Origin of the sequence: Phycicoccus duodecadis (assembly GCF_002846495.1) — a bacterium.
In the GTDB taxonomy this organism is placed as follows: domain Bacteria; phylum Actinomycetota; class Actinomycetes; order Actinomycetales; family Dermatophilaceae; genus Phycicoccus; species Phycicoccus duodecadis.
On the sequence record NZ_PJNE01000001.1, the window covers coordinates 89,046 to 113,244 of the forward strand.

The window sequence follows — 24,199 nt, forward strand, 5'->3', positions numbered from 1 at the left end:
GCCGACCGATGGAGTGGCTGACCGACAACGCCTGGCTGGGCTGGCTGGGTGTCACGCTCGTGCTGGCGGCCATCGAGGCCGCCACCGTCGACTTCGTGTTCCTGATGTTCGCGGGCGGCGCGCTGTGCGCCACCGTCGCGGCCGCCCTCGGCGCACCGTTCTTCTTCCAGGTCGTGGTGGCCGTGATCGGCGCCACGGTCCTCCTGCTCGTCGTGCGCCCGATGCTCAAGCGCAAGTTCACCGACTCGGAGGTCGAGCACCGCATCGGGGCCGCCGGCCTCGTCGGGCGCGAGGCCTGGGTGCTCCAGGCCGTCACCGACACCGACGGCCGGGTCAAGCTCGCCGGCGAGACCTGGTCGGCCCGGCTGGCCGAGGGCGGCGTCCCGGTCGAGCCCGGTGACCAGGTGCGCGTCATCGCCATCCACGGCGCCACCGCGATCGTCGCGCCGGCCCCCACGACCACCCCCACCCCCTGACCCGCGTCCCCACCGGGGCGCCCACGAAAGAGGCACCACCATGGACGGAATCGGTCCGCTCATCGTCATCCTGCTGCTCGCGCTCTTCGCGATCATCGTGCTCGTGCGCACGGTGCGCGTCGTGCCGCAGCAGACGGCCCTCATCATCGAGCGGCTCGGCCGCTACTCGCGCACCCTCGAGGGCGGCCTGCACTTCCTGGTCCCGTTCGTCGACATCGTGCGGGCCAACATCGACCAGCGCGAGCAGGTCGTCTCGTTCCCGCCGCAGCCGGTGATCACCAGCGACAACCTCGTCGTGTCGATCGACACCGTCATCTACTACCAGGTCATCGACCCCAAGTCGGCGGTCTACGAGATCGCCAACTTCATCGCCGGCATCGAGCAGCTCACCGTCACCACCCTGCGCAACGTCATCGGCTCGCTCGACCTCGAGCAGACCCTGACCAGCCGCGACCAGATCAACGGCCAGCTGCGCGGGGTCCTCGACGAGGCGACCGGCAAGTGGGGCATCCGCGTCAACCGCGTCGAGCTCAAGGCCATCGACCCGCCGGCCTCCATCCAGGAGTCGATGGAGAAGCAGATGAAGGCCGAGCGCGAGCGGCGCGCCATCATCCTGACCGCCGAGGGCTCCAAGGCCAGCCAGATCCTCACCGCCGAGGGCGAGAAGCAGAGCCAGATCCTGCGCGCCGAGGGCTCGGCCCAGGCCCGCATCCTCGAGGCGCAGGGCCAGGCCCGCGCCATCCAGCAGGTCTTCGACGCCATCCACCGCGGCAAGCCCACCCAGAAGCTGCTGGCCTACCAGTACCTCCAGGTGCTGCCGCAGATCGCCCGCGGTGACTCCAACAAGATGTGGATCATCCCGAGCGAGCTCACCGACGCGCTGCGCGGCATCGGGGGCGCCCTGGGCGCCACCAAGCCCGGGCCCGACGAGGACGACGGGTGGGTCGAGCCCGAGCAGGCCATCTCGAACGCCTTCGAGGAGACCACCCTCGAGGACCCGGCCGCGGCCCTGGCCGCCGCCCGTGGCTCGGCCGCGCAGTCGAGCAAGGAGGCCGAGGAGCACGCCCAGCCGGCCTCCCGGGTGCAGCCGCCCATCACGCCCGGCCCCGACACCGTGCCGCCGCGGCAGGCACCGCCCGCCGCTCCGGCGCCTCCGGCCACCGCGCCGCCCGCCGGTGCACCGCCGGCCGACCCGGCGGCGCCGCCGGCTCCCGGCGGTGGCACGGGGGGCTCCGGCGGCCCGGCCCCCTCGGGCTACGGCTCCGGGGTGCGTCAGGAGCCCTGACCACCCCTCGACACCACGACACCGGACGCCCGGGCACCCGAACTAGGGTGTCCGGGTGTCCGTCGGTGAAGCGCTCCTCGTCGTCCTCGCCGGCATCGGGGCCGGCACCATCAACACCATCGTCGGCTCCGGCACCCTGATCACCTTCCCCACGCTGCTGCTCCTCGGCGTCCCGCCCGTCACGGCGAACGTCTCGAACAACATCGGCCTGGTGTCCGGCAGCATCACCGGCTCGATCGGCTACCGGCGCGAGCTGCAGGGGATGGGCCCCGAGCTGCGCCGCTACGTGCCGATGTCGCTGCTCGGCGCGGTGCTGGGGGCGGTGCTGCTGCTGGTCCTCGACCCCGACCTGTTCCGCGCCATCGTGCCGGTGCTGATCCTGCTCGGGATCGCACTGGTCGTGCTGGGCCCGCGCATCAACGCCCACACCGCCCGGCGGCGCGAGGAGGGGCGGGCGCGCTCGGAGTCCACCGACCGGCGCCTCATGCAGGGCGGGGTGTTCGGCGCCGGGGTGTACGGCGGCTACTTCGGGGCGGCCCAGGGGATCATCCTGATGGGGGTGCTCGGCGCGCTGTCGGGGCGGCCGCTGCAGCGCCTCAACGGGCTGAAGAACGTGCTGGCCGCGGTGGTCAACGCGGTGGCGGCGGTCGTGTTCGTCGTGGTGGCGCCCGACCGGATCGACTGGCTGGTGGTGGTGCTCATCGCCGTCGGGTCGACCATCGGGGGCGTGGTGGGCGCCACCGTCGGGCGGCGGCTGCCGTCGCCGGTGCTGCGGGGGATCATCGTGGTGGTGGGTGTGGTCGCGGTCGTCAAGCTGGTGTTCTTCCCGTGAGCGTCGTGCGCGTCACCGACGCCGCCGACCCCCGGCTGGCCGACTACGTCTCGCTCACGGACGTCGCGCTGCGGCGGCGGTTCGAGCCCGAGGGCGGGCTGTACGTCGCGGAGTCCGAGAAGGTCATCCGCCGGGCGCTGGCCGCCGGGCACCGCCCGCGGTCGTACCTGATGGCGCAGCGCTGGCTCACCGACCTCGCCGACGTGGTGGCCGACGCCGAGCGCGACGGGGTACCGGTCTTCGTGGGGGAGCACGACGTCATCGAGGCGCTCACCGGGTTCCACCTGCACCGGGGGGCGCTGGCGGCGATGCACCGGCCGCCGCTGCCGCCGCTCGAGGAGGTGCTCGACGGGGCTCGGCGGGTGCTCGTCCTCGAGGACGTCGTCGACCACACCAACGTCGGAGCCGTCTTCCGGTCGGCGGCCGCGCTCGGCATCGACGCCGTGCTGGTCACGCCCCGCTGCGCCGACCCGCTGTACCGGCGCTCGGTGCGGGTCTCGATGGGCACGGTGTTCCAGGTCCCCTGGACGCGCATCGACCCGTGGCCCGGGGGAGTGGACGCGCTGCGGGCGCTGGGCTTCACGACCGCGGCCCTCGCGCTCGAGGACGACTCGGTGGGTCTCGACGAGCTCGCGGCCGACCCGCCGGAGCGCCTCGCCCTGGTGCTGGGCACCGAGGGTGACGGCCTGTCGCGGCGCACGCTGGCGACCGTCGACATCACGGTCCGCATCCCGATGCTGGGTGGGGTCGACTCGCTGAACGTGGCCGCGGCCGGGGCGGTGGCCGCCTGGGCCCTGCGCGTGCCCGGCTGACGTCGTACCTGGGGCGACCTACAGGTCAGCGCACCAGGCGCTCGAGCAGTCGGTGGACCTCGGCCTCGGGGTCGTCGACCGCGCCGCCGTGCACCGGCCCCGGCTGGAGCACCGTCGAGCGCGGGGCGCTGAGCCAGCCGAAGCGCTTGCCCTGGGTGGTGAGGGCCGCGTCGACCCCCTCCGGCGGCGCGTGGCACACGTCGGCCACCGCCTCGAGGGCAGCCCGCAGCGCGGCGAGGTCGGTGTCGGGGGCGAAGGCGGCCACCCGGTCGTCGTCGACGTGCCAGGCGCACAGCAGCACGTTGGCCGCCTGCGAGTGCAGCACGACGCCGACGTTGAGGCACTCGCCCCGGTCGACGCGGGGGACGAAGCGCAGGACGACGTACTGGTAGGGCCGGCTCATGCCGCACCGCCCAACCACGCGTCGGGCCGGGCGAGCCGCTGGCCGAGGTGCTCGAGGTAGGCGCTGCGGACCGCGTCGAGGTCGGGCAGTGCGTGCGTGGTCTCGAGCCACTGGTCGGGGACCTCGGCGACGACGGCGCGCAGCACGTCGTCGGTGAGGAGACCGGCCAGGCGCCCGTGCGTGGCGGCCAGGGGCTCGGCCACCCCGGCCAGCACGTGCTTGCTGCCGTCGAACGGCTGCTGCACGAAGCGCCCGACGTCCGGCGGCCGACTCGGCCACGAGTGGTGGAACCAGAGCGCGGCCCCGTGGTCGATGGCCCAGGTGCGACCGTGCCAGACCAGCAGGTTCGGGTTGGCCCAGGTGCGGTCGACGTTGGCGGTGTAGGCGTCGAGCCAGAGGATGGCGCCGGCGTCCTGGGCCGAGGGCGGCCGCGAGCCGTCGTAGCCGAAGGCCCCGGGCAGGAAGTCGACGCCGAGGTTGTGGCCCGGGCTCGCCGTCAGCAGGTCCTGGACCTCCTCGTCGGCCTCGTACCGCGCGATGGCGGTCGGCAGGTCGACGACGGCCAGGCGCGGGGTGGGGATGCCGAGGTGCCGGGCGATCTCGCCCACCAGCACCTCGGCGACCAGCACCTTGCGCCCCTGGCCGGCCCCGGTGAACTTCACGACGTAGGTGCCGAGGTCGTCGGCCTCGACCAGCCCGGGCAGCGACCCGCCCTCCCGCAGGGGGCAGACGTAGCGCTGGGCGGTCACGGTCTCGAGCACGCCTCCACAGTAGCCAGCCGGCAGCTCGCGGCCCTCCCGCGTTTCGGCCGGGGTCGCCCGCCCTCGTTAGGCTGGGCCGGATGAGCAGCGATCAGCGACGCCTGGCCGACCGCTACGTCCTCGACGCCCCCATCGGACGGGGTGGGATGGGCGAGGTCTGGCGCGCCACCGACACCGTGCTGGGCCGGCAGGTCGCGGTGAAGACGATCGACCTCGGCCGCGTCACCGACGAGTCGGCCGCCGCCCGCTTCGAGCGCGAAGCCCGGGTGACCGCCGCGCTGAGCCATCCCAACGTGGTCACCGTGCACGACACCGGCGTCGAGGGCGACACCGCCTACCTCGTGATGGAGCTGCTACCGGGCCCCAGCCTGGCCGACCGGCTGCAGGAGGGCCCGTTGCCGGTCGAGGACGTCGTCGAGGTCGGCCGCCAGGTGGCCAGCGCCCTCGACGCCGCCCACGCCCGCGGCCTCGTGCACCGCGACATCAAGCCCGGCAACATCGTGGCGGCCGCCGACGGGCGCGTCCGGGTGGTCGACTTCGGCATCACCCAGCTCGGCGAGGCCGGCGCCGAGCAGGCCCTCACCGCCACCCACACCGTGATGGGCACGGCCGAGTACCTCGCGCCCGAGCAGGCCACCGGCGGCCGGGTCGACGGGCGGGCCGACCTCTACGCCCTCGGCTGCGTCCTGTTCGCGCTGCTCACGGGGGAGCCGCCCTTCCGCGGCGCCACCCCCGTGGCCACGATGATGCAGCACGCCCACGACCCGGTGCCCGACGTGCGCACCCTGCGCCCCGACACCCCCGCGTGGCTGGCCGCCCTGGTCACCTCGTTGCTCGCCAAGGACCCCGACGACCGGCCCGCCGGCGCCGCCGGGGTGCTCGAGTCGCTCGAGAGCCGCACCGCCCCCGGCGGGGTCGCCGGTGCCGCGGCGGCCGCCGGCGCCGGTGCCACCGCCGTGCTGCAGGCCTCGGGCGCCGAGCCCACCCAGCGCCTCGCCGTCGGCGCGCCACCCCCGTACGTCCCCGCCCCGGTCGCCACGCCTCCGCCCGCCGGCCCGGGGCGCCCACCCGAGCGACGCCGCGGCTCGTCCGGCCCGCTGTGGGTACTGGTGCTCGTCGCGCTGCTGGCCCTGGGCCTGCTCGCCTGGAAGCTCTTCGGCGACACCGCGACCCCGGTCGCCACTCCGTCCTCGACGCCGTCGAGCTCCGCCCCCGCCACGTCCTCGGCCCCCGCACCCACGACCCAGGCCCCGCCGCCCTCGTCGACACCGACCCCGACGCCCACGCCGTCGGCGACCGCCGACCCCGGCCAGGCCGTCACCGACGCCCGGGCCGCGCTGCTGGACGAGGTCCGCGCGCTGCAGCAGGAGGGCACGCTCGACAAGGACGCGCAGAAGACCTTCGACGCCGCCGGTCGTGACATCGACAAGGCCCTGCGCGACCGGGACGCCGGCGCGCTGCGCACCGCCCGCGACAAGCTCGTGCAGGACTACACCAAGGCCGTCCAGGACGGGAAGATCCCCCAGGACGCCGCCTCCCGGCTCGACCCGCTCGTGCAGTCGCTGAGCGACGCCGTCGACGCCTACCAGGGCTGAGCCGACGGGCCGGGCCCCGGGCACGACGAAGGCCCCGAACCGTGCTGGTTCGGGGCCTTGGTGTCGGTGTCCGAGGGGGGACTTGAACCCCCATGCCCTATACGGGCACTAGCACCTCAAGCTAGCGCGTCTGCCAATTCCGCCACCCGGACGAGTGGTGCGGGGCCGGCCCTTGGGGAGGCCGTCCTGCGACCCGGAACATTACACGCTCCCCGCACCGGACCGAAATCAGTCCGAGCCGGCGCTCCGCCCATCGCGCCGAGCTCTCGGTCTACGGTGGAAGACATGAGCGACACACTGCGCCCCGAGGACGAGGTCGTGCGGATCTGCCAGGAGCTGATCCGCATCGACACCAGCAACTACGGCGACGGCAGCGGGCCCGGGGAGGCCGCGGCCGCCGAGTACGTCGTCGCCCAGCTGCGCGAGGTGGGCCTCGAGCCGCAGACCTACGAGGCCGAGCCCGGCCGGGTCACGGTGGCCGTGCGCATCCCCGGCGCCGACCGCGACCGGGGCGCGCTCTGCGTGCACGGACACCTCGACGTCGTGCCCGCCAACGCCGCGGACTGGTCCGTCGACCCGTTCGGTGGCGTGGAGCGCGACGGCTGCGTGTGGGGCCGCGGTGCGGTCGACATGAAGGACATGGACGCGATGATGCTCGCCTGCGTGCGCGACATCGGCCGCCGTGGCATCGTGCCCCCGCGCGACCTCGTGGTCGTGTTCTTCGCCGACGAGGAGGCCGGCGGCGTGCAGGGCTCGCACTTCATGGTCGACAACCACCCCGAGGTCTTCGAGGGGGTCACCGAGGCCATCAGCGAGGTCGGCGGCTACAGCGTCACCGTCACCGACCGGCACGGCGACGAGAAGCGCACCTACCTGCTGCAGACCGCCGAGAAGGGCATCGCCTGGCTGCGCCTGACCGCCAACGGGCGCGCGGGGCACGGATCGGTGCCCAACGACGAGAACGCCATCGTGCGCCTGGCCGAGGCGATCTCGCGCATCGCCGAGCACAAGTGGCCGCGCGAGTACATCCCGTCGGTGCGCACCCTGCTCGACGGCCTCTCGGAGCTCACCGGCACCGGCTGGTCCGACGAGGACCTCGAGGAGCTCCTCCAGCACCTCGGCGGCGCCCAGGGCTTCGTGCGCGGCACCCTCCAGGACACCAGCAACGTGACGATGCTCGACGGCGGCTACAAGCACAACGTCATCCCGCAGCAGGCCTCGGCCAACGTCGACTGCCGCTTCCTGCCGGGCCACGAGGAGGACCTCATCGCCACCATCCGGGAGCTGGCGGGCGAGCACGTCGAGGTGTCGGTGCTGCACCGGGACATCGCGCTGTCGGCGCCGTTCGAGGGCGCCCTGGTCGACCGGATGGTCGAGGCGCTGCGGACCGAGGACCCGGACGCCGAGGTGCTGCCGTACTGCCTCTCGGGCGGCACCGACAACAAGGCGCTGTCGCTGCTCGGCATCACCGGCTACGGCTTCGCGCCGCTGCGGCTGCCGGCCGACCTCGACTTCGCGCCCATGTTCCACGGCATCGACGAGCGGGTCCCCACCGACTCGCTGCGGTTCGGCGCGCGGGTGCTCGGCCGGCTGCTCGAGACCTGCTGACGCGGCCCGCTACACCCCGGACGTGGCGTAGGTGCGTCGTGCGCGGATGATGCGGCGCCGCAGCCACGTCTTGGTCAGACCGCCCACGTACGTCCGGGTACGGGCGAGCTCCCAGTGCCCGTACTCGGCGTGGTCGGTCAGGGTGCGACGGATGTCGGAGCGCTGCACCTCGCGTCCGAAGTTCAGGACGAGGTACTCGTAGTCGGCCACTGACACATTCTGCGTCAGGACCGGTACGGTTCGGGACATGACCACGGATCCGCGTGCCGCTCTGGCGCAGCTCGTCTCGGCCTTCGAGCGCCATCTCGAGGTGAGCAGTACGCGACGTGGTGAGGACGACCCGAGCGTCATCGCCGCCTACGACGACCTCGCCGACGCCTTCGAGGAGTACGACAGTGCCCTGTACGACGCCTACGGCGAGATGACGCCGTTGGACATCTACGGGGCCGACGACGACTCGGACGACGAGGACGACGACGAGGACGACGACGATGAGGACGGCGACGACTCCGACGACGAGGTCGACGGCCACGACGACGAGGACGGCGACGACGCCCGCACCTACGTCGGGCTGGACGACGACGAGGTCGACTTCGAGGACACCGACCGCTGAGCGGCCGCTTCCGAGCCAGCCCCACGGGCCGGTCGGAAGGGCTCAGGCGTGGTCGGCCGAGACCTCGTCGAGCGCGTCGACGATCTGGTCGGGCAGCTCGACGTCCTCGGACTGCAGCAGCACGGCCAGCTGGCCCGGGGTGCGCGGGCCGATGACCGGCGCGGTGACGCCCGGACGGTCGCGGACCCACGCCAGGGCGACGACCGCCGGCGGAACCCCGAGGCCCTCGGCCGCGGTGCGCACGGCCTCGACGACCCCGCGGGTGTGGTCGCCGGCGTGCCGGCCGGTGAAGCGGGAGAACTCCTCGGACGCCAGCCGCGAGTCGGCGGGCACGCCGGTGCGGTAACGCCCCCCGAGCACCCCACGCCCCAGCGGAGACCAGGGGAGCAGACCGAAGCCGAGGGCCTGGCCGGCGGCGACGAGCTCGCGCTCGGGGCGGCGCTCGACGAGGCTGTACTCGACCGAGTCGGCCGCCAGCGGCACGCCCTCGGCAGCCAGGAGCGACATGGTGCGGGCGGCCTGCCATCCGATGTGGTTCGACACCCCGACGTAGCGGACCCGCCCGGTACGCCACGCGTGCACCAGGGCGCTCACCGTCTCCTCGAGCGGGGTCTGCGGGTCCCAGGTGTGGGCCAGCCAGACGTCGACGTGGTCGGTGCGCAGCCGCCGCAGTGACAGGTCGAGCTGGTGCAGCAGGGTGCGGCGGGAGCAGTCGACCACCCGCTCGCCGCCGGCCCGGCTGATGCCCGACTTCGTGACGAGGACGACCTCCTCGCGGTCGGGCCCGTCGAGCAGGTCGCCCAACAGGTCCTCGGCCGCCCCCCCGGCGTACCCGTGCGCGGTGTCGACCAGCGTGCCGCCCGCGGCGCGGAACGTGGTGAGCAGGTCGCGCGCGTCCTCGGGCGAGGTCCGGGTGCCCCACGCCATCGTCCCGAGCGCCAGACGCGAGACGCTGAGCCCGGTGGCTCCGAGACGGCGGGTCTGCATGGCGCCGACCCTATCGCCGGGCCGGTGGCCGGGCGCGCAGGCCGGGACGGGGCGGGTCGCCGGTGCGATGAGGCCCACGTCACCGGTGCGGGGCGCAGGGGCCGCCCACCGCTAGCCTGCGGTCATGCGTCTAGGACTGGCCGGTGGCTACGCGGGAATGGGCATGGGGGAGGACCTCCTCGACCTCGTGCAGGAGGCCGACCGGCTGGGGTACGCCTCGGTCTGGGTGGCGGAGGCGTACGGCTCCGACACCGTCACGGTGCTGTCGTGGCTCGCGGCCCAGACCCAGAACATCGGGCTCGGCGCCGGCGTGATGCAGATCCCGGCGCGCACGCCGGCGATGACCGCGATGACCGCCGCGACCCTCGACACCCTCTCGAAGGGCCGCTTCCTCCTCGGCCTCGGGGTCTCCGGCCCGCAGGTCAGCGAGGGCTGGCACGGGGTGCGGTTCGCCCAGCCGCTGGCCCGCACCCGCGAGTACGTCGACATCGTGCGGATGGCCCTCGCCCGCCAGCCGGTCGCCTACGACGGCGACCACTTCACCCTGCCGTTGCCCGACGGGCCGGGCAAGAGCCTGCGGCTGACGATCCACCCGCCGCGCCCCGACCTGCCGATCTACCTCGCCGCGGTCGGGCCCAGGAACCTGGCCCTGGCCGGGGAGGTCGCCGACGGCTGGCTCGGCATCTTCGTCTCGCCCGAGCACTCGGCCGAGCAGTTCTCGCTGCTGCGCGACGCCCGCGCCGCCGCCGGCAAGGGCACGCCCGAGGACCCGATGGCGGGCTTCGACGTCGTGGCGTCGGTGCCGGTGGTCGTGAGCGACGACCTCGAGGCGGCCCGAGCCGCGGTCGCGCCCTACACCGCTCTCTACATCGGCGGGATGGGCAGCCGCGAGCAGAACTTCTACAACCGGCTGGCGCGCTCGATGGGCTTCGACGAGGCGGCCGACACCATCCAGGACCTCTACCTGGCGGGGCGGCCGCGCGACGCCGCCGACGCCGTGCCGATGGAGCTGGCCGACGCCACCTCCCTGCTGGGGCCCCCGGAGCGCATCGCCGAGCGGGTCGGGCGCTACGCCGATGCCGGCGTCACCACGCTCTCGGTGGCGCCCTACGCCCGGACGACGCAGGAGCGGCTCGACATCCTGCGCCTGATGGCGCGGGCGGTCAGCGGCTGACGGGTGCCCTGAGAGGCGCCTGACGGACACGCCGGGGTGGCGGGGCTGCGCGCCGCGCCACCACCTCTAGGCTCGGCGCGTGCCCGTCGAGCTCTCCTACGTCCAAGCCGTGATCCTCGGGATCGTCGAGGGGCTCACCGAGTTCCTGCCGATCTCGTCCACCGGCCACCTCACCATCGCCGAGCAGCTGCTCGGGCTGCCGGTGCAGGCGCCGGCCGTCACGGCCTACACCGCCATCATCCAGATCGGCGCCATCGCGGCCACCTTCATCTACTTCGCGCGCACCATCGCGCGGCTGGCGGTCGCCTGGTTCCGCGGGCTCACGACCCCGACCGCGCGCCAGGAGCACGACTACCGGCTGGCGTGGGCCGTCATCGTCGGGTCCATCCCGGTGGGCATCGTCGGGTTCCTGCTCAAGGACGTGATCTCGGGGCCGCTGCGCAGCCTCTGGGTCGTCGCCGGGGCGCTGGTGCTGTGGAGCGCGGTCATCTGGGTCGCCGAGCAGCGCCACGACGTGCTGGTGAAGCAGGGGACCCAGCGGGGCGAGGGCCAGGTCACCGTCGTCGACGGCCTGGTCATCGGGCTGGTGCAGTGCTTCAGCCTCATCCCCGGGGTGTCGCGCTCGGGCGCCACCATCTCGGCCGGGCTGCTGCGCGGCATCGACCGCGTCACCGCCACCCGGCTGTCGTTCTTCATGGCCATCCCGGCCCTGACCGCGGCGGGCCTGTTCGAGCTGGTCGACGCCCGCCACGACCTCGGGGCGCTGGGCGTCGGGCAGATGCTGGTCGGCATCCTCGTCGCCTTCGTGACGGCCTACGCCTCCATCGCGTGGCTGCTGCGGTTCGTCGCCACCAACTCGCTGCGCCCCTTCGTCTGGTACCGGGTGGCCCTGGGCGTGCTGCTGGTCGTGGCCCTCGCCGCGGGCTGGGTCAGCGCCACCTGAGGCCCCGGTGGGTCAGAGCCAGCCGCTGCGCTTGAAGGCGCGGTACATCGCCAGGCAGGCGGCGGCCATCACGGCCAGCACCACGAAGTAGCCGTACTCGAACTGGCCGCCGCCGACCGCCACGCTGGCGCTCAGCTCGGGCATGTTGTCGAAGTTCATCCCGTAGATGCCGGCGATCATCGTGGGGACCGCCGCGATGGCCACCCACGCCGAGATGCGGCGCATGTCGTTGTTCTGCTGCACCGTGACCTGGGCCAGGTGCGCGCCGAGGACGTCGGTGAGCAGCCGGTCGTACGACTCGATGTGCTCGATGACCCCGTGCAGGTGGTCGCTGACGTCGCGCAGCCGCAGCCGGACCTCGCCCTCGGGGACCGGGGAGCGGGGCGAGAAGTGCAGCATCCGCAGCGGCTCCTCCAGCGGCGAGGCGGCCCGCTTGAACTCCAGGACCTCGCGCTTGAGCCGGTAGATGGTGGCGGTGTTGGTGTGGTCGCCGGAGAAGACCGCCGTCTCGATCTCCTCCAGGTCGCGGGCCACCTCGGCGTCGATCTCGACGTAGCCGTCGACGACCCGGTCGAGCACGCGGTGCAGGACGGCGAGGGGGCCCAGCCGCAGCGCCTCGGGATCGGCCTCGAGCTCCTTGCGGATGCCGGTGAGGGGGGTCAGCTCGCCCCGGCGGACCGTGACGACGAACCGGTCGCCGACGAAGACCATCACCTCACCGGTCTCGATGTCGGAGGTGCGGTCGATGTAGCGCAGGGGCTTCAGCACCACGAACACGGTGTCGTCGTAGAGCTCGACCTTGGTGCGCTGGCGGCCGTTGACCGCGTCCTCGACGGCGAGGGGATGCAGCGCCAGCTCGGTGTTGACCTCGTCGAACTCCTCCTGGGTGGGGTCCTTGAGCCCGATCCAGAGGAAGCCGGTGAGGTCGCTCGAGGCCCGCAGGCCCGCGAGCTCGTCGGACAGGTCGCCGCAGCGGCGGCGGTGCCCGTCCTCGTAGATGGCGCGGTCGACGATCACGCTGGCCATTGTGGGTGACGCCGGCGTCGGCGCGCTCACGACCCGCCCCTACGATGTCCTCTCGTGGCCATCGTCCTGCTCCTGCGGCACGGGCACTCCACCGCCAACGCCGCGGGGGTGCTCGCCGGCTGGTCCGAGGGCGTCGGGCTCACCGACACCGGCCGCACCCAGGCCGAGCGGGTCGCGGGCCGCCTGGCGCCCCTCTCGGTCGTCCGCGCGGTGTCGAGCCCGCTGCAGCGCTGCCGCGAGACGGTGGCCGTCGCGCTGCCCGGCCTCGAGGCCGTGACCGACGAGCGCATCGGCGAGTGCCACTACGGCGCCTGGACCGGGCGCGCGCTCTCCGAGGCGGCCAAAGACCCGCTGTGGCGCACCATCCAGGACGACCCCGGGGCCGCCACCTTCCCGCCGTCGCCCGACTACGCGGCCGAGTCCCTGGGCCAGATGGCCGACCGGGTGGTCGCCGGCCTGCGGGCGCTCGACGCCGAGGTCGAGGCCGAGCACGGCGCAGCGGCGGTCTGGGTCGCCGTGAGCCACGGCGACCCCATCAAGGCCGTCGTGGCCGAGGCGGTGGGCGCCGGGGTGGCGGGGCTGCAGCGGGTGCGCGTCGACCCGGGCACCGTCACCGCCGTGCACATCACGCCGACGCGCATGGTGCTGCTGGCCAGCAACACCGTCGAGGGGGACCTGGCACCACTGGTCGCCGTCCCGACGGCGCACGCCGCGGGCGACTCGACCGTCGGCGGCGGCGAAGGCTGAGCCCTCGCACCCGTGGGCCGGGGCCGCCGGCCGCTTGTTGCGAAGGATGTGCAATAGTCGCTCCCGTAGGTGTCGCGGTGCGCGGCGGCGACCCCGGCCCCCGGGCCGGGCGGCAGGACGGATGGAGGCGAGCATGCACGTACCCGACGGGTTCCTCGACGCGCCGACCTCCGTGGCCACGATGGTCGTGGCCGGCGGGGTGGTCGCGGCGTCACTGGTGCGCGCCTCCCGCCGCGAGCTCGACGAGCGCACCGCGCCCCTGGCCGGCCTCGTCGCGGTCTTCGTCTTCGCCGCGCAGATGGTCAACTTCCCGGTCGGCGCCGGCACCTCGGGGCACCTGATCGGGGCCGCGCTGGCCGCGGTGCTGGTCGGCCCGGCGACGGCCACGCTGTGCCTCACCGTGGTGCTGGCCGTGCAGGCCTTCCTCTTCGCCGACGGCGGGGTGACGGCGCTGGGCACGAACGTGGTGCTGATGGGCGTCGTCGCCGTGTGGGTCGGCTACGGCGTCGCCCGCGCCGTGCTGGCCGTGCTGCCGCGGCGGATGTCGAGCGTGCCCCTCGCGGCGGCCGCCAGCTCGTTCGTCAGCGTCCCCGCCGCGGCCCTGGTCTTCACCGGCCTGTTCGCCGTCGGCGGGGTGGCGCCCATCCCGCTGGGGCCGCTCGTCGCCACGATGCTCGGCTGGCACCTCCTCATCGGCGTGGGCGAGGCGCTCATCACCTTCCTGGCGGTCTCGAGCATCGTGGCGGCCCGCCCCGACCTGGTGCACGCCGCCCGCGGCCGGATGCCCGCCCTGCAGCTGCGGACGCCGGAGCCGGTGGCGTGAACGCCGACGTCAGGCCCGACGCGCCCCGGCCGCGGGTCAGCACCCGCCGGCTCGTGCTGGTCGGGGCGGCCGTCTGCCTCGTCATCGCCGGCGTCGTCTCCTCCTTCGCCTCGCGTCACCCCGACGGGCTGCAGCACGTCGCGCACAGCCTCGGCTTCGCCGGCGCGGCCCGCGAGTCGGCCGCCGCGGGGTCGCCCCTGGCCGGCTACGGGGTCGACGGCGTCCCGAACGGGTTCCTGTCCGGCGGCCTCGCCGGAGTCGTCGGGCTGGTCGTCGTCGCCGTGGTGATGGGCGGCCTCGTGCTCCTGCTGCGCCGCCTCGGCCGTCGGCGCGGCTGAGGTGGGCTCCGGCCACGGCTCGCACCTGCACGTCGAGGGTGCCAGCCCGCTGCACCGGGTGCCGGCGCACGCCAAGCTCGTCGGCCTCGTCGCCTTCGTCCTGGCGGTCGTCAGCGTCCCCAACGAGGCCCACGCGGCGCTGGGGGCGCTCCTGCTGGTCGCGGTCGCCGTCCTGGTCTCCGCGCGCGTCGCGCCCCGCCACGTCCTGCCGCGCCTGGCCGTCGAGACCCCGTTCGCGGTCTTCGCGCTGGTCCTGCCCTTCGTGGCGGTGGGGCCACGGGTCGACATCGGCCCGCTCACGGTCTCGCAGACCGGGCTCACCGCGGCGCTGGCCCTGCTGCTGAAGGGCACCACCGGCGTCGTCGCGGCCATCGCCTTCGCGGTCACGACCCGCCCGCGTGACCTCGTCCGGGCCATGCAGCACCTCAAGGTGCCCGACCCGCTGGTGCTCATCGCGTCGTTCATGGTGCGCTACGTCGACGTCGTCGGTGACCAGCTCCGCCGGATGCGCGTGGCCCGGTTGTCGCGCGGGTTCAGCGCCCGCTCGGTGCGCTCGTGGCCGGTGCTGGCCGCCGGCACCGGGGCCCTGTTCATCCGCAGCTACGAGCGGGGGGAGCGCGTGCACCTCGCCATGGTCAGCCGGGGCTGGGCGGGCCGGATGCCGGTCACCGACCCGCTGGCCGCCGCCCCCGGTACCTGGGCGCTGGCCCTGCTGCCGGCCCTGGTGGCGGTCGTGGCGTCGGTGGGGGCGAGGATGGCCGCGTGACCACCCCCGTCCTCGACCTGCGCGGCGTCGCGTACGCCTACCCGGGCGGGCACCAGGCCCTCTTCGGGGTCGACCTGCACGTGCACCCGGGCGAGCGGGTGGCCCTGCTGGGCCCGAACGGCGCCGGCAAGACGACCTTGGTGCTGCACCTCAACGGCGTGCTGACCCCCGGCCACGGCAGCGTCCTGGTCTCGGGGATGCCGGTCACCGACGAGAACCTGCTCGAGATCCGGCGGCGGGTCGGCATCGTCTTCCAGGACCCCGACGACCAGCTCTTCATGCCCACGGTGCGCGACGACGTCGCGTTCGGCCCGGCCAACCTGGGGCTGCGCGGCGCCGAGCTCGACGCCCGGGTCGTCGAGGCCCTCCGGGCGGTCGGGGTCGCCGACCTCGCCGACCGGGCGCCGCACCACCTGTCGTTCGGGCAGCGACGCCGGGTCGCCATCGCCACCGTGCTGGCGATGCGGCCCCAGATCCTGGTCCTCGACGAGCCCAGCTCGAACCTCGACCCGGCCTCGCGCCGCGAGCTGGCCGACATCCTGCGCGGCCTCGACGTGACCATCCTCATGGTCACCCACGACCTGCCCTACGCGGTCGAGCTCTGCCCCCGGGCGGTCGTGCTCAGCGAGGGCACCGTGGTGGCCGATGGCGTCACCCGCGAGCTGCTCGCGGACGCCGACCTGATGGCCCGCCACCGCCTGGAGCTCCCGGTCGGCTTCTCGATCTAGGGTGGGTGCCATGCCTGCCTCCGTCTTCGACCCGCCCGAGCGCTTCGTCGCCGGCACCGTCGGCCCGCCCGGCGGGCGCACCTTCTTCCTCCAGGCCAGCGGAGCCGGCCGGGTGGTCTCGGTCTCGCTCGAGAAGATGCAGGTCAGCGTGCTCGCCGACCGCGTCAACGACCTGCTCGACGCGCACGCCGAGGGCACCGCCACCGAGCCGGTCGGCGACGGCGACACCGACCCGCTGACCACCCCCATCGAGGACGAGTTCCGGGTCGACACCCTCAGCCTGGCCTGGGACCTCGAGCGGTCCGTGCTGGTCATCGAGTGCCACGACCAGGACCCCGAGGAGGTCGGCGAGGGCGTGCTGCAGACCCTGCGCGTGGTGCTCCCCGCGGCCGCGGCCCGGGCCTTCGCGCGGCGCTGTGCCAAGGTCATCTCGGCGGGCCGCCCGGCCTGCCCGTTCTGCGGCCAGCCCCTGGACCCCTCCGGCCACATCTGCCCGCGTGCCAACGGGTACCGGCGCTGAGCTCGAGGAGCTCCTGACCCGGGGCGCCCTGACCCCCGTCGGCCGGATCTCGGGCTCCTCCAACGGCGCGCTGCTGTGCTTCGTCGGCGACCCCGCCGACGAGGTGCTGGTCATCCACAAGCCCGAGGCCACCGAGCGCCGGCTGTGGGACTACCCCGACGGCACCCTCGTGGCGCGCGAGCGGGCGGCGTACCTCATCAGCGAGGCGGGCGGCTTCGACGTCGTGCCGCCGACGGTGATCCGTTCCGGCCCCCTGGGGCCCGGGTCGGTGCAGCTCTGGGTCGGTGCCGTCGACGGCGAGGCGGAGCCGCTGGTCGACGTCCTCGAGCCGGTGGAGGTGCCCGAAGGCTGGCTGGTCGTCCTCGAAGGCGAGTCGAGCCTGGGCGAACCGGTGGTCGTGGCGCACAGCCCCGACGCGGCCCTGCGTACGGTGGCGGTGCTCGACGCCGCGCTCAACAACTCCGACCGCAAGGGCAGCCACGTGCTGCGCGACGGCGACCTCGTGCGCGGGTGCGACCACGGCGTCAGCCTCAGCGTCGAGCCCAAGCTGCGCACCGTGCTCTGGGGCTGGGCCGGCGAGGAGCTGGCGGACGCCGACGTGGCCCGGCTGGAGCGGCTCCAGGACGCCCTGGGGGGCGCGCTCGACGAGGCGCTGAGCCCGTTGCTGACCATCGACGAGGTCGAGGCACTGCGCCGCCGGGTGGCCCGGCTGCTGCGCCACCGCGTCCATCCCTCACCACGCGGGGGCTGGCCGGCCATCCCGTGGCCCGCCCTGTGACCGACGCACCGTAGGCTCGGCCCGTGAAGTCGTGGCCCATGCCGTCCGTCCCCGCCGTCCCCGGTCACGCAGAGCCGCTCCGGCTGCACGACACCGCGTCCGGGCAGGTCCGGGCCGTCGAGGCCGGTGACGTCGCCCGCCTCTACGTCTGCGGCATCACGCCCTACGACGCCACCCACCTCGGGCACGCGGCCACCTACGTGACCTTCGACCTCGTCGTCCGGGCCCTGCGCGACGGCGGGCACCGGGTCGAGTACGTGCAGAACGTCACCGATGTCGACGACCCGCTCCTCGAGCGGGCCGCGCGCGACGGCCGCGACTGGCGTGAGCTCGCCACCGCGGAGATCGACCTCTTCCGCGAGGACATGACGGCGCTGGCCGTCATCCCGCCGGACGTCTTCCGCGGGGTCGTCGAGTCGATGGACGAGATCACCGCCGCGGTACGCCGGCTCCTCGAGAGCGGCGCGGCCTACCGGCTGCCGGTCCCCGAGGGCGAGGGCGGCGCCGGGGGCGACGACGTCTACCTCGACCTGGGCCACGCCCCGTCGTTCGGCCAGGTGTCGCACTGGAGCCCGGAGCAGATGGACGCCGTGTTCGCCGAGCGCGGGGGCGACCCCGACCGGCCCGGCAAGCGCGGCCGCTTCGACCCGCTGCTGTGGCGCGGGGCGCGGGCCGGCGAGCCCTCCTGGGCCGACGACGTGCTCGGCGACGGCCGCCCCGGCTGGCACATCGAGTGCACCGCCATCGCCCTCGAGCACCTCGGTCACCCGCTCGACATCCAGGGCGGGGGCACCGACCTGGTGTTCCCGCACCACGAGATGAGCGCGGTGCAGTCGGTCGCGCTGACCGGCGACCCGACGTTCGCGCGGCTCTACGTCCACCAGGCGATGGTCGGCCTCGACGGCGAGAAGATGAGCAAGTCGCGCGGCAACCTCGTGCTGGTGTCGCGGCTGCGCGCCGACGGCGTCGACCCGATGGCGATCCGGCTCGTGCTGCTGGCCCAGCACTACCGCACCGACTGGGAGTACACCGACGACCTGCTGGCCACGGCCCAGGCGCGCCTCGACCGCTGGCGGGCGGCGCTCTCGGGCAACGGCGGGGCCGACGCCACCGAGACCGTCGCGGCCGTCCGGGCCGCCGTGGCCGACGACCTCGCCACGCCGCGGGCGCTCGAGGCGGTCGACGCCTGGTGCGAGCGCACGCTGGCGGGGGAGGGCCCGGGCAACGGGTTCGAGACCGGGGCGCCGGGCGTCCTGGCCCGCACCCTCGACGCCCTGCTCGGCATCCGTCTCTGAGGCGCGCCCACCGGCTCGTCCTCACACCGAGGCCCGGCGGCTGGCATGCTGACCGCCATGCTGCCGACGCTGGGGCCCTTCCCGACCCACGACCTGTTCGTGGCGCTGGGCGCGCTGGCCGCGGCGGTCGTCTTCGTGGTGGAGGCGCGCCGGCGGGGTCACACCGACGAGCGCCTCTACGCCGTGGTCACCGGGGCCCTGGTGGGCGGCGCCCTGTTCATGCGGCTCGGGACCTGGCTCCAGCACCTCGACCTGCGCGCCAACGCCTCGCTCGTCGAGCAGTGGGCCTACGGTAACCGCAGCATCCTGGGCGGCCTGGTGGGGGCCTGGCTCGGGGTCCACGTCGCCAAGCGGGTCAGCGGCTACCGGCTGCGCACCGGGGACCTCTTCGCGCCGGCGGTCGCCCTCGGGATGGCGGTGGGCCGGGTGGGGTGCCTGCTCACCGAACGGCCCGGGACGCCCACGACGCTGCCGTGGGGGATCCGCCTCGACGACGCGGCCTCGGCGCGGCTGGGGGTGGCCCCCGGCGCGGCCCTGCATCCCTCCTTCGCCTACGAGATCGTCTTCCACCTGGTGGTGTTCGCGCTGTTGTGGGGATGGCTGCGGCACCGCCCGGTACCGGCCGGTGAGCTGTTCGTCTGGTGGGTCGCGGCGTACGGGGTGATCCGGTTCGTCGTCGAGCTGGTGCGCGGCAACGAGGTGGTCTGGCACGGCCTGACCCGCCCGCAGCTGTTCCTCGCCGTCACGGTCCCGCTCGTCCTGCTCCGCATCGGGCTGCAGTGGCGCGCCGGCGCCTACGCCGGGGTGTTCGACCGACGGCCGGTCCCGCCCACCGTGGGGGCGGGGGCGGCCACGTGAGCCGGGCGACCCCGGGCGCCGGCATGCCGCTGCGCGGCGACCGGATCCACCGCTACGTCAACGCGTTCTGCCCGCTGTGCCACGAGGAGGACCCCGACCGGCCGCTGGCGGAGGTCGTGCGGCTCTCGGGCTGGCTCGTCGAGCGGGGCGGCCGCATCTGGCTCGAGCGCGGCTGCGCCCGGCACGGCCTGGTCCGCACGATGTACGACGAGTCGCCGGAGATCCTCTCCTACCTCGAGGAGTGGACGGCCCCGACCAAGGTGCACGTGCCCGACCGGGTGGGCAACTTCGCGCCGGTGCCGGCCGCCTACGCCGACGGGCTCCCCGAGATGCAGACCCAGCACACCTGCATCCTGCTCGAGGACCTGCTCGACCACTGCAACCTCAAGTGCCCCACGTGCTTCGCCGCCTCCGCCCCGGCGCTCGCCTCGGTCGCGCCGCTCGAGGAGGTGCTGGCCTCGGTCGACGCCCGGCTCGAGCGCGAGGGCGGCCGGATCGACGTGCTGATGCTCAGCGGAGGCGAGCCCACGCTCTATCCGTGGCTGGCCGAGCTGCTCGACGCGGTGACGCGGCGCCCGGTCGTGCGGGTCCTGGTGAACACCAACGGGCTGCGGATCGCGGACGACGACGCGCTGCTCGAGCTGCTGCGCCGGCACCGCGAGCGGGTCGAGGTGTACCTGCAGTACGACGGGGAGTCGGCGCGGGCGTCGGCCCACCACCGCGGCGGCGACCTGCGCCGCGTCAAGGACCGGGCCCTCGAGCGGCTCTCGGCCGCAGGCGTCTTCACGACGCTGACGATGACCGCCACGCTCGGGGTCAACGACCACGAGATCGGCGCCGTCGTCGACCGGGCCATGCGCACGCCGTACGTGGGCGGCGTCAGCATCCAGCCCGTGTTCGGGTCGGGGCGCTCGTCGGGCATCGACCCGATGGACCGGCTGACGCACACCGGCGTGCTGGCGCGGCTCGAGGGCCAGACCGGCGGCCGGGTGACCTGGCGCGACCTGACGGCGCTGCCGTGCTCGCACCCGCACTGCTGCTCGGTCGGCTACCTGCTGCGCGACGACTCCGACACCTGGGTGTCGCTGGTGTCGGTGATCGGGCACGACCGGCTCAAGCAGTGGCTCGACCTGGAGCCCGACCTCCTCGCGAACCGGATCGCCGACGACGGCCTGCCCCGCGAGCTGCGCGCGGTCGTGAAGTCCTCGCTGCTGGACCTGCTCTCGGAGCAGTCCTCGCTCTCGCACCCGAGCATGGCCGACATCTGGCGCGACCTGTGCACCGCGTGCGACCTCGGGCTGGGCACGCTGGCCACCCTGGCGTCGTCGCGACTGCCCGGGCGCCACGAGAGCCTGCGCCGGCTGCTGGGGGAGCGGGTGCTGCGGGTCACGGTCAAGCCGTTCATGGACATCGACACCATGATCGAGGAGCGCCTCACCCAGTGCTGCGTGCACGTCGGCACCGTCAACGACGACACCGGCGGCCACCAGTGTGCGCCGTTCTGCGCGGTGCAGGCCTGGGCCCCCCTCTCGCGCCGCCGGCTCTCGACGGCCACCGGCGCGCGCCTGCTCCCCGTGGTGTCCCGATGACCGACGGGCCCGCGGCCGACCCGCGCCAGGTGCACCCGCCGCACCGCGGCGCGACGTCGGTCGAGCGGGCCGCGCGGGTCGGGGAGGACCCGCTGCGGCTGTGCGTGATGGCCACCGTCGCCCTGCTCGGATGGCTGCTCGGGCCCGTCGCCGTGCTGGTCTTCGCCGGTGTGGGGGCGGCCGGGTACGTCTCGGCGCGCCGGGCCGGGCTGCTGCGGTCGCGGTGCAAGCTGGGCGACACCCGGCTGGTCATCGCCTACCTGGTGCTCCTCGCCGCGGTCGCGGCCGTGTTCGCCGTCCGCGCCCTGGCCGCCGTCGTCTCCGGCGGCCCCCATGCCTGAGCCCGAGTCGCGCCCCATCGACCAGGAGGTCCCATGAGCCAGCCGCCACCGCCGGGATGGACCAGACCGCCGGACCCGGAGGCCGACGGCCCGCAGCCGCCCGGCTCCGTCGTCCCCACGACCGCGGCGACCCCGTCGTCGCTGTCGCGCAAGGCCCGGTTCTGGATCGGGTTCGCCGTGGGTGTGCCCCTCGTCCCGGCGCTCCTGGTCGGCCTGCTGGTCGCAGTGGCCGCCCTGTCGGGCAGCGGCTCCGGCTCGACGTCCACGGTGCTGTCGGTCGTGGCGGGGGTGCTGGTGGTCGCCGTGGTGGTGGCGGGGCTCGTCGTGAGGGCGACCCGCTGGCTGACGCTCGGCGCCCTCGCCGGCGGTGCACTGGTGGTCATCGTGCTGGGCGGCGCCTGCGTCGCCATCCTCCGGGGCCTGAACGCCTGAACGGTCGCCCGTGACACCCGCGCTCCCGAACGCGCCTACGGAGCGCTGGTGGGGCCCGGGTCGTCGGTGCCGCGCCGGCGCAGGTACCGCTCGAACTCCTTGGCGATGGCGTCGCCGCTCGCCTCGGGCAGCTCGGCGGTGTCCTGGGCCTCCTCGAGGCTCTCGACGTACTCGGCGACCTCGGTGTCGGAGGCCGCGAGCTCGTTGATGCCGCGTTCCCAGGCGCGGGCGTCCTCGTCGAGGTCGCCGTGCTCGATGGGACCGTCGAGGAGCTCCTCGAGGCGGCCGACCAGCGCGGCGGTGGCCTTGGGCGAGGGGGAGTGGCCTGCGTAGTGGGGCACCGCGGCCCAGCAAGAGATCGACGGGATGCCGACCTGGGTGGCGGCGTCGGACAGCACGCCCACGATGCCGGTGGGGCCCTCGTAGCCGCTCATCTCGAGGCCGTGCCGGTGGCGGGTGTCCTCGCTGTCGGAGGTGGCGGTGACCGGGATGGGGCGCGAATGCGCGACGTCGGCCATGAGCGAGCCCAGGGTGACGACGGTGGAGACCTCGACCGACTCGGCGAGCTCCATCAGCTCGATGGCGAAGGCCCGCCAGCGGAACGACGGCTCGACGCCCTGCACCAGCACGACGTCGCGGCCGAGCGAGGTGTCGCGCGCGACCAGGACGCGGGTGGTGCGCCAGCTGATGCGGCGCTTGCCGCCCTCGGTGACCACGCGCGGGCGGTTGACCTGGAAGTCGTAGTAGTCCTCGGGGTCGAGCGCGGCGACGACCTCCGCCCCCCAGATCTCGGCGAGGTGCTCGACAACCGCGCTGGCGGCCTCGCCGGCGTCGTTCCAGCCCTCGAAGGCAGCGATCATCACCGGGTCGCGCAGGGCGCCGATGTCCTCGAGCTCGATCACGCTCGTCCTCCTCCGCCGGGGTCAGAAGACCACCCTACGGGTCGTTAGGCTGGTGTCCCATGAGCCTCCCCGCGGCCGTCCTCTGGGACATGGACGGCACCCTCGTCGACACCGAGCCCTACTGGATCGCCGCCGAGCACCAGATCGTCGAGGAGCACGGCGGCATCTGGTCCGACGAGTTCGCGCACCAGCTCGTCGGCAACGACCTGTTGGTCTCGGCCCGCTTCATCCAGGCGCACTCGCCGGTCACCTGGGAGCCCGAGCGCATCGTCGAGGAGCTGCTCGAGCGCGTCATCGCCCAGGTGCGCGGGCACGTGCCGTGGCGCCCGGGCGCCCGCGAGCTGCTCGACGCCCTCGCGGCCGAGGGCGTGCCGAGCGCGCTGGTGACGATGTCGTGGCGCTCGCTGGCCGACGCGGTGGTCTCGGCGCTGCCCGAGGGCACCTTCACCGTCGTGGTCACCGGCGACGAGGTCGAGCACGGCAAGCCCCACCCGGAGCCCTACGCCACCGCCGCCCGCCTGCTCGGCGTCGACGCGCGGCACTGCGTCGCCATCGAGGACAGCCCCACGGGGGTCCGCTCGGCCGTGGCCGCGGGCGTGCCGACCCTGGCGGTGCCGCACGTGGTGGCGGTCCCCGAGATGGCCGGGGCGGTGCAGGCCGACGGGCTGGTCGGCGTCACGCCGCAGCGGCTGGGCGAGATCGCCGCGTCACTCGTCGCTGGGTGAGGCCGCGCCCGAGCGGGCGGGGTCGAGCGCGATGAGGCCCGCGCCCTCGGGCAGCGGCGGCGGGGTGCCCCCGAACTCGGGGCAGAGCTGCTGGAAGTCGCACCAGCCGCACAGCTTGGACGTGCGCGGACGCCAGTCGCCGGTCTCCGCGGCCCGGACCACGGCGTCCCAGATGGCGCGCACGTTGCGCTCGACGGCCCGCAGGTCGCGCTCGTCGGGGACGTAGCGCACGACCTCGCCGTTGCCGAGGTAGACCAGCTGGAGCATCCGGGGCACCTCGCCGCGGGTGCGCCACAGCACCAGGGCGTAGAACTTCATCTGGAAGAGGGCCTTGGCCTCGAACAGCTCGCTGGGGGAGCGGCCGGTCTTGTAGTCGACCACCCGCATCGCGCCGTCGGGGGCGACGTCGAGGCGGTCGACGTAGCCGCGCAGCGTCAGCCCGTCGATCTCGGTCTCGACGTACAGCTCGCGGGCCTCGGGCTCGAGGCAGGTGGGGTCCTCGAGCTCGAACCACTGCTCGACCAGGGTGCGGGCGCCGGCGAACCACGACTCCTCGGTGAGCTGCTCGTCGTCGTCGATCATGGTGGCGAGCTCGGGGCGCTCGTCGACCAGCGCCCGCCAGCGGGGCTCGAGCAGGGACAGGGCCGCGGTGGGGGTGCGCTCGGGCGCCGGCAGCTCGAAGAGGTGCTCAAGCACGGCGTGGACCAGGGTGCCGCGGGCGGCGGCCGGCGACGGGGGACCCTCGAGCTTGTCGATCGTGCGGAAGCGGAACAGCAGCGGGCACTGCTTGAAGTCCGCGGCGCGGCTCGGGGACAGGGCGGGGGTCATGGCAGCCACCGTAG

Annotated in this window: 29 protein-coding genes and 1 tRNA gene; 22 read left to right on the plus strand and 8 right to left on the minus strand. The window is 74.3% G+C overall.

Annotated elements, in window-relative coordinates; translation table 11 throughout:
• Positions 1-8: 8 nt before the first annotated feature.
• The 4 genes from ATL31_RS00415 to ATL31_RS00430 are packed head-to-tail and all read left to right on the plus strand — an operon-like array spanning position 9 to position 3,405.
• Positions 9-476 carry an NfeD family protein gene (locus tag ATL31_RS00415; RefSeq protein WP_101394034.1) on the plus strand — a complete coding sequence of 156 codons (468 nt, stop codon included), beginning with the start codon at positions 9-11 and terminating at the stop codon, positions 474-476.
• Between the two features lie 40 nt (positions 477-516).
• Positions 517-1,761, plus strand: a complete 1,245-nt coding sequence (locus tag ATL31_RS00420) for an SPFH domain-containing protein (RefSeq protein WP_101394035.1) — start codon at positions 517-519, stop codon at positions 1,759-1,761.
• Positions 1,762-1,816: 55 nt separating this feature from the next.
• On the plus strand, positions 1,817-2,593 hold the full coding sequence (locus tag ATL31_RS00425; protein WP_101394036.1) for a sulfite exporter TauE/SafE family protein: 777 nt from the start codon (positions 1,817-1,819) through the stop codon (positions 2,591-2,593).
• Complete coding sequence (locus ATL31_RS00430) at positions 2,590-3,405, plus strand: TrmH family RNA methyltransferase (RefSeq protein ID WP_101394037.1); 816 nt, start codon at positions 2,590-2,592, stop codon at positions 3,403-3,405. Before ATL31_RS00425 ends, ATL31_RS00430 begins: the two co-directional genes overlap by 4 nt.
• A 25-nt stretch (positions 3,406-3,430) precedes the next feature.
• Here the strand turns inward: ATL31_RS00430 and ATL31_RS00435 are convergent, their stop codons facing one another.
• Entirely contained in the window at positions 3,431-3,808 is a 378-nt protein-coding gene (locus ATL31_RS00435; protein ID WP_101394038.1) for a DUF3037 domain-containing protein, read from the minus strand.
• Positions 3,805-4,569, minus strand: a complete 765-nt coding sequence (locus ATL31_RS00440; protein WP_101394039.1) for a HipA family kinase — start codon at positions 4,567-4,569, stop codon at positions 3,805-3,807. Before ATL31_RS00440 ends, ATL31_RS00435 begins: the two co-directional genes overlap by 4 nt.
• Positions 4,570-4,649: 80 nt before the next feature.
• On the opposite strand from ATL31_RS00440, the gene ATL31_RS00445 reads away from it, so the two are divergent.
• On the plus strand, positions 4,650-6,164 hold the full coding sequence (locus tag ATL31_RS00445; RefSeq protein ID WP_101394040.1) for a serine/threonine-protein kinase: 1,515 nt from the start codon (positions 4,650-4,652) through the stop codon (positions 6,162-6,164).
• Between the two features lie 67 nt (positions 6,165-6,231).
• Here the strand turns inward: ATL31_RS00445 and ATL31_RS00450 are convergent.
• Positions 6,232-6,316, minus strand: a tRNA-Leu gene (locus ATL31_RS00450).
• 133 nt (positions 6,317-6,449) lie between these two features.
• On the opposite strand from ATL31_RS00450, the gene ATL31_RS00455 reads away from it, so the two are divergent.
• The gene (locus tag ATL31_RS00455; RefSeq protein WP_101394041.1) at positions 6,450-7,772 is read left to right on the plus strand and encodes a M20/M25/M40 family metallo-hydrolase; all 1,323 of its coding nucleotides are present in this window, start codon (positions 6,450-6,452) and stop codon (positions 7,770-7,772) included.
• Between the two features lie 9 nt (positions 7,773-7,781).
• On the opposite strand, the gene ATL31_RS00460 is transcribed toward ATL31_RS00455, so the two are convergent.
• The gene (locus ATL31_RS00460; RefSeq protein ID WP_342749447.1) at positions 7,782-7,982 is read right to left on the minus strand and encodes a DUF5703 family protein; all 201 of its coding nucleotides are present in this window, start codon (positions 7,980-7,982) and stop codon (positions 7,782-7,784) included.
• A gap of 37 nt (positions 7,983-8,019) precedes the next feature.
• Here ATL31_RS00460 and ATL31_RS16360 point away from each other — a divergent pair, with 37 nt between their 5' ends.
• Positions 8,020-8,385, plus strand: coding sequence for a hypothetical protein (locus ATL31_RS16360; protein ID WP_158239759.1), 366 nt, complete (start codon positions 8,020-8,022; stop codon positions 8,383-8,385).
• 42 nt (positions 8,386-8,427) lie between these two features.
• Here ATL31_RS16360 and ATL31_RS00470 read toward each other — a convergent pair whose 3' ends face one another.
• Complete coding sequence (locus ATL31_RS00470; RefSeq protein WP_055812548.1) at positions 8,428-9,372, minus strand: aldo/keto reductase; 945 nt, start codon at positions 9,370-9,372, stop codon at positions 8,428-8,430.
• Positions 9,373-9,496: 124 nt separating this feature from the next.
• On the opposite strand from ATL31_RS00470, the gene ATL31_RS00475 reads away from it, so the two are divergent.
• Both ATL31_RS00475 and ATL31_RS00480 read left to right on the plus strand, forming a co-directional pair.
• Complete coding sequence (locus ATL31_RS00475) at positions 9,497-10,546, plus strand: LLM class F420-dependent oxidoreductase (RefSeq protein WP_101394042.1); 1,050 nt, start codon at positions 9,497-9,499, stop codon at positions 10,544-10,546.
• 79 nt (positions 10,547-10,625) lie between these two features.
• Positions 10,626-11,489 (plus strand): undecaprenyl-diphosphate phosphatase, encoded by an 864-nt coding sequence (locus ATL31_RS00480; RefSeq protein WP_101394043.1) that lies wholly within the window; start codon positions 10,626-10,628, stop codon positions 11,487-11,489.
• Between the two features lie 12 nt (positions 11,490-11,501).
• On the opposite strand, the gene corA is transcribed toward ATL31_RS00480, so the two are convergent.
• A complete protein-coding gene (gene corA, locus ATL31_RS00485; protein ID WP_101394044.1) occupies positions 11,502-12,506 on the minus strand; it encodes a magnesium/cobalt transporter CorA in 1,005 nt (334 codons plus the stop codon).
• A 63-nt stretch (positions 12,507-12,569) separates the two neighbouring features.
• Here corA and ATL31_RS00490 point away from each other — a divergent pair, with 63 nt between their 5' ends.
• The 12 genes from ATL31_RS00490 (at position 12,570) to ATL31_RS00545 (ending at position 21,730) form a co-directional block, all read left to right on the plus strand.
• A complete protein-coding gene (locus ATL31_RS00490) occupies positions 12,570-13,262 on the plus strand; it encodes an MSMEG_4193 family putative phosphomutase (protein WP_101394045.1) in 693 nt (230 codons plus the stop codon).
• Between the two features lie 133 nt (positions 13,263-13,395).
• The gene (locus ATL31_RS00495; RefSeq protein WP_101397065.1) at positions 13,396-14,085 is read left to right on the plus strand and encodes an energy-coupling factor ABC transporter permease; all 690 of its coding nucleotides are present in this window, start codon (positions 13,396-13,398) and stop codon (positions 14,083-14,085) included.
• The gene (locus ATL31_RS00500) at positions 14,082-14,423 is read left to right on the plus strand and encodes a PDGLE domain-containing protein (protein ID WP_101394046.1); all 342 of its coding nucleotides are present in this window, start codon (positions 14,082-14,084) and stop codon (positions 14,421-14,423) included. Before ATL31_RS00495 ends, ATL31_RS00500 begins: the two co-directional genes overlap by 4 nt.
• A 1-nt stretch (position 14,424) precedes the next feature.
• Entirely contained in the window at positions 14,425-15,189 is a 765-nt protein-coding gene (cbiQ, locus tag ATL31_RS00505; protein ID WP_101394047.1) for a cobalt ECF transporter T component CbiQ, read from the plus strand.
• Complete coding sequence (locus tag ATL31_RS00510; RefSeq protein WP_101394048.1) at positions 15,186-15,917, plus strand: energy-coupling factor ABC transporter ATP-binding protein; 732 nt, start codon at positions 15,186-15,188, stop codon at positions 15,915-15,917. Before cbiQ ends, ATL31_RS00510 begins: the two co-directional genes overlap by 4 nt.
• A gap of 10 nt (positions 15,918-15,927) precedes the next feature.
• Positions 15,928-16,437: a DUF3090 domain-containing protein gene (locus tag ATL31_RS00515; RefSeq protein WP_101394049.1), complete on the plus strand. Its 510-nt coding sequence runs from the start codon at positions 15,928-15,930 to the stop codon at positions 16,435-16,437.
• A complete protein-coding gene (locus ATL31_RS00520; protein WP_101394050.1) occupies positions 16,415-17,215 on the plus strand; it encodes an SCO1664 family protein in 801 nt (266 codons plus the stop codon). Before ATL31_RS00515 ends, ATL31_RS00520 begins: the two co-directional genes overlap by 23 nt.
• Before the next feature lie 23 nt (positions 17,216-17,238).
• A complete protein-coding gene (gene mshC / locus ATL31_RS00525; protein ID WP_101394051.1) occupies positions 17,239-18,510 on the plus strand; it encodes a cysteine--1-D-myo-inosityl 2-amino-2-deoxy-alpha-D-glucopyranoside ligase in 1,272 nt (423 codons plus the stop codon).
• 57 nt (positions 18,511-18,567) lie between these two features.
• The gene (locus ATL31_RS00530) at positions 18,568-19,368 is read left to right on the plus strand and encodes a prolipoprotein diacylglyceryl transferase (protein WP_101397067.1); all 801 of its coding nucleotides are present in this window, start codon (positions 18,568-18,570) and stop codon (positions 19,366-19,368) included.
• Positions 19,365-20,957, plus strand: a complete 1,593-nt coding sequence (locus tag ATL31_RS00535; protein WP_342749448.1) for a radical SAM protein — start codon at positions 19,365-19,367, stop codon at positions 20,955-20,957. The genes ATL31_RS00530 and ATL31_RS00535 overlap by 4 nt, the downstream gene beginning before the upstream one ends.
• Positions 20,954-21,298, plus strand: coding sequence for a hypothetical protein (locus ATL31_RS00540; protein ID WP_211283938.1), 345 nt, complete (start codon positions 20,954-20,956; stop codon positions 21,296-21,298). Before ATL31_RS00535 ends, ATL31_RS00540 begins: the two co-directional genes overlap by 4 nt.
• Positions 21,299-21,331: 33 nt before the next feature.
• The gene (locus ATL31_RS00545) at positions 21,332-21,730 is read left to right on the plus strand and encodes a hypothetical protein (protein WP_101394052.1); all 399 of its coding nucleotides are present in this window, start codon (positions 21,332-21,334) and stop codon (positions 21,728-21,730) included.
• Between the two features lie 35 nt (positions 21,731-21,765).
• Here ATL31_RS00545 and ATL31_RS00550 read toward each other — a convergent pair whose 3' ends face one another.
• Positions 21,766-22,632, minus strand: a complete 867-nt coding sequence (locus tag ATL31_RS00550; protein WP_101394053.1) for a PAC2 family protein — start codon at positions 22,630-22,632, stop codon at positions 21,766-21,768.
• 59 nt (positions 22,633-22,691) lie between these two features.
• Between ATL31_RS00550 and ATL31_RS00555 the strand changes: the two genes are divergently transcribed.
• Entirely contained in the window at positions 22,692-23,357 is a 666-nt protein-coding gene (locus ATL31_RS00555) for an HAD family hydrolase (protein ID WP_101394054.1), read from the plus strand.
• Here ATL31_RS00555 and ATL31_RS00560 read toward each other — a convergent pair.
• Positions 23,340-24,185: a RecB family exonuclease gene (locus ATL31_RS00560; protein WP_101394055.1), complete on the minus strand. Its 846-nt coding sequence runs from the start codon at positions 24,183-24,185 to the stop codon at positions 23,340-23,342. The two genes, ATL31_RS00555 and ATL31_RS00560, sit on opposite strands and share 18 nt — an antisense overlap.
• Between the last annotated feature and the right edge of the window lie 14 nt (positions 24,186-24,199).

Bases quoted from the DNA above. Each gene is read 5' to 3' on its own strand.
- ATL31_RS00415 (WP_101394034.1), top strand. From the start codon at position 9: ATGGAGTGGCTGACCGACAACGCCTGGCTGGGCTGGCTGGGTGTCACG.
- ATL31_RS00420 (WP_101394035.1), top strand. From the start codon at position 517: ATGGACGGAATCGGTCCGCTCATCGTCATCCTGCTGCTCGCGCTCTTC.
- ATL31_RS00435 (WP_101394038.1), bottom strand. From the start codon at position 3,808: ATGAGCCGGCCCTACCAGTACGTCGTCCTGCGCTTCGTCCCCCGCGTC.
- ATL31_RS00445 (WP_101394040.1), top strand. From the start codon at position 4,650: ATGAGCAGCGATCAGCGACGCCTGGCCGACCGCTACGTCCTCGACGCC.
- ATL31_RS00455 (WP_101394041.1), top strand. From the start codon at position 6,450: ATGAGCGACACACTGCGCCCCGAGGACGAGGTCGTGCGGATCTGCCAG.
- ATL31_RS16360 (WP_158239759.1), top strand. From the start codon at position 8,020: ATGACCACGGATCCGCGTGCCGCTCTGGCGCAGCTCGTCTCGGCCTTC.
- ATL31_RS00470 (WP_055812548.1), bottom strand. From the start codon at position 9,372: ATGCAGACCCGCCGTCTCGGAGCCACCGGGCTCAGCGTCTCGCGTCTG.
- ATL31_RS00475 (WP_101394042.1), top strand. From the start codon at position 9,497: ATGCGTCTAGGACTGGCCGGTGGCTACGCGGGAATGGGCATGGGGGAG.
- ATL31_RS00495 (WP_101397065.1), top strand. From the start codon at position 13,396: ATGCACGTACCCGACGGGTTCCTCGACGCGCCGACCTCCGTGGCCACG.
- ATL31_RS00515 (WP_101394049.1), top strand. From the start codon at position 15,928: ATGCCTGCCTCCGTCTTCGACCCGCCCGAGCGCTTCGTCGCCGGCACC.
- ATL31_RS00530 (WP_101397067.1), top strand. From the start codon at position 18,568: ATGCTGCCGACGCTGGGGCCCTTCCCGACCCACGACCTGTTCGTGGCG.
- ATL31_RS00540 (WP_211283938.1), top strand. From the start codon at position 20,954: ATGACCGACGGGCCCGCGGCCGACCCGCGCCAGGTGCACCCGCCGCAC.
- ATL31_RS00545 (WP_101394052.1), top strand. From the start codon at position 21,332: ATGAGCCAGCCGCCACCGCCGGGATGGACCAGACCGCCGGACCCGGAG.
- ATL31_RS00555 (WP_101394054.1), top strand. From the start codon at position 22,692: ATGAGCCTCCCCGCGGCCGTCCTCTGGGACATGGACGGCACCCTCGTC.
- ATL31_RS00560 (WP_101394055.1), bottom strand. From the start codon at position 24,185: ATGACCCCCGCCCTGTCCCCGAGCCGCGCCGCGGACTTCAAGCAGTGC.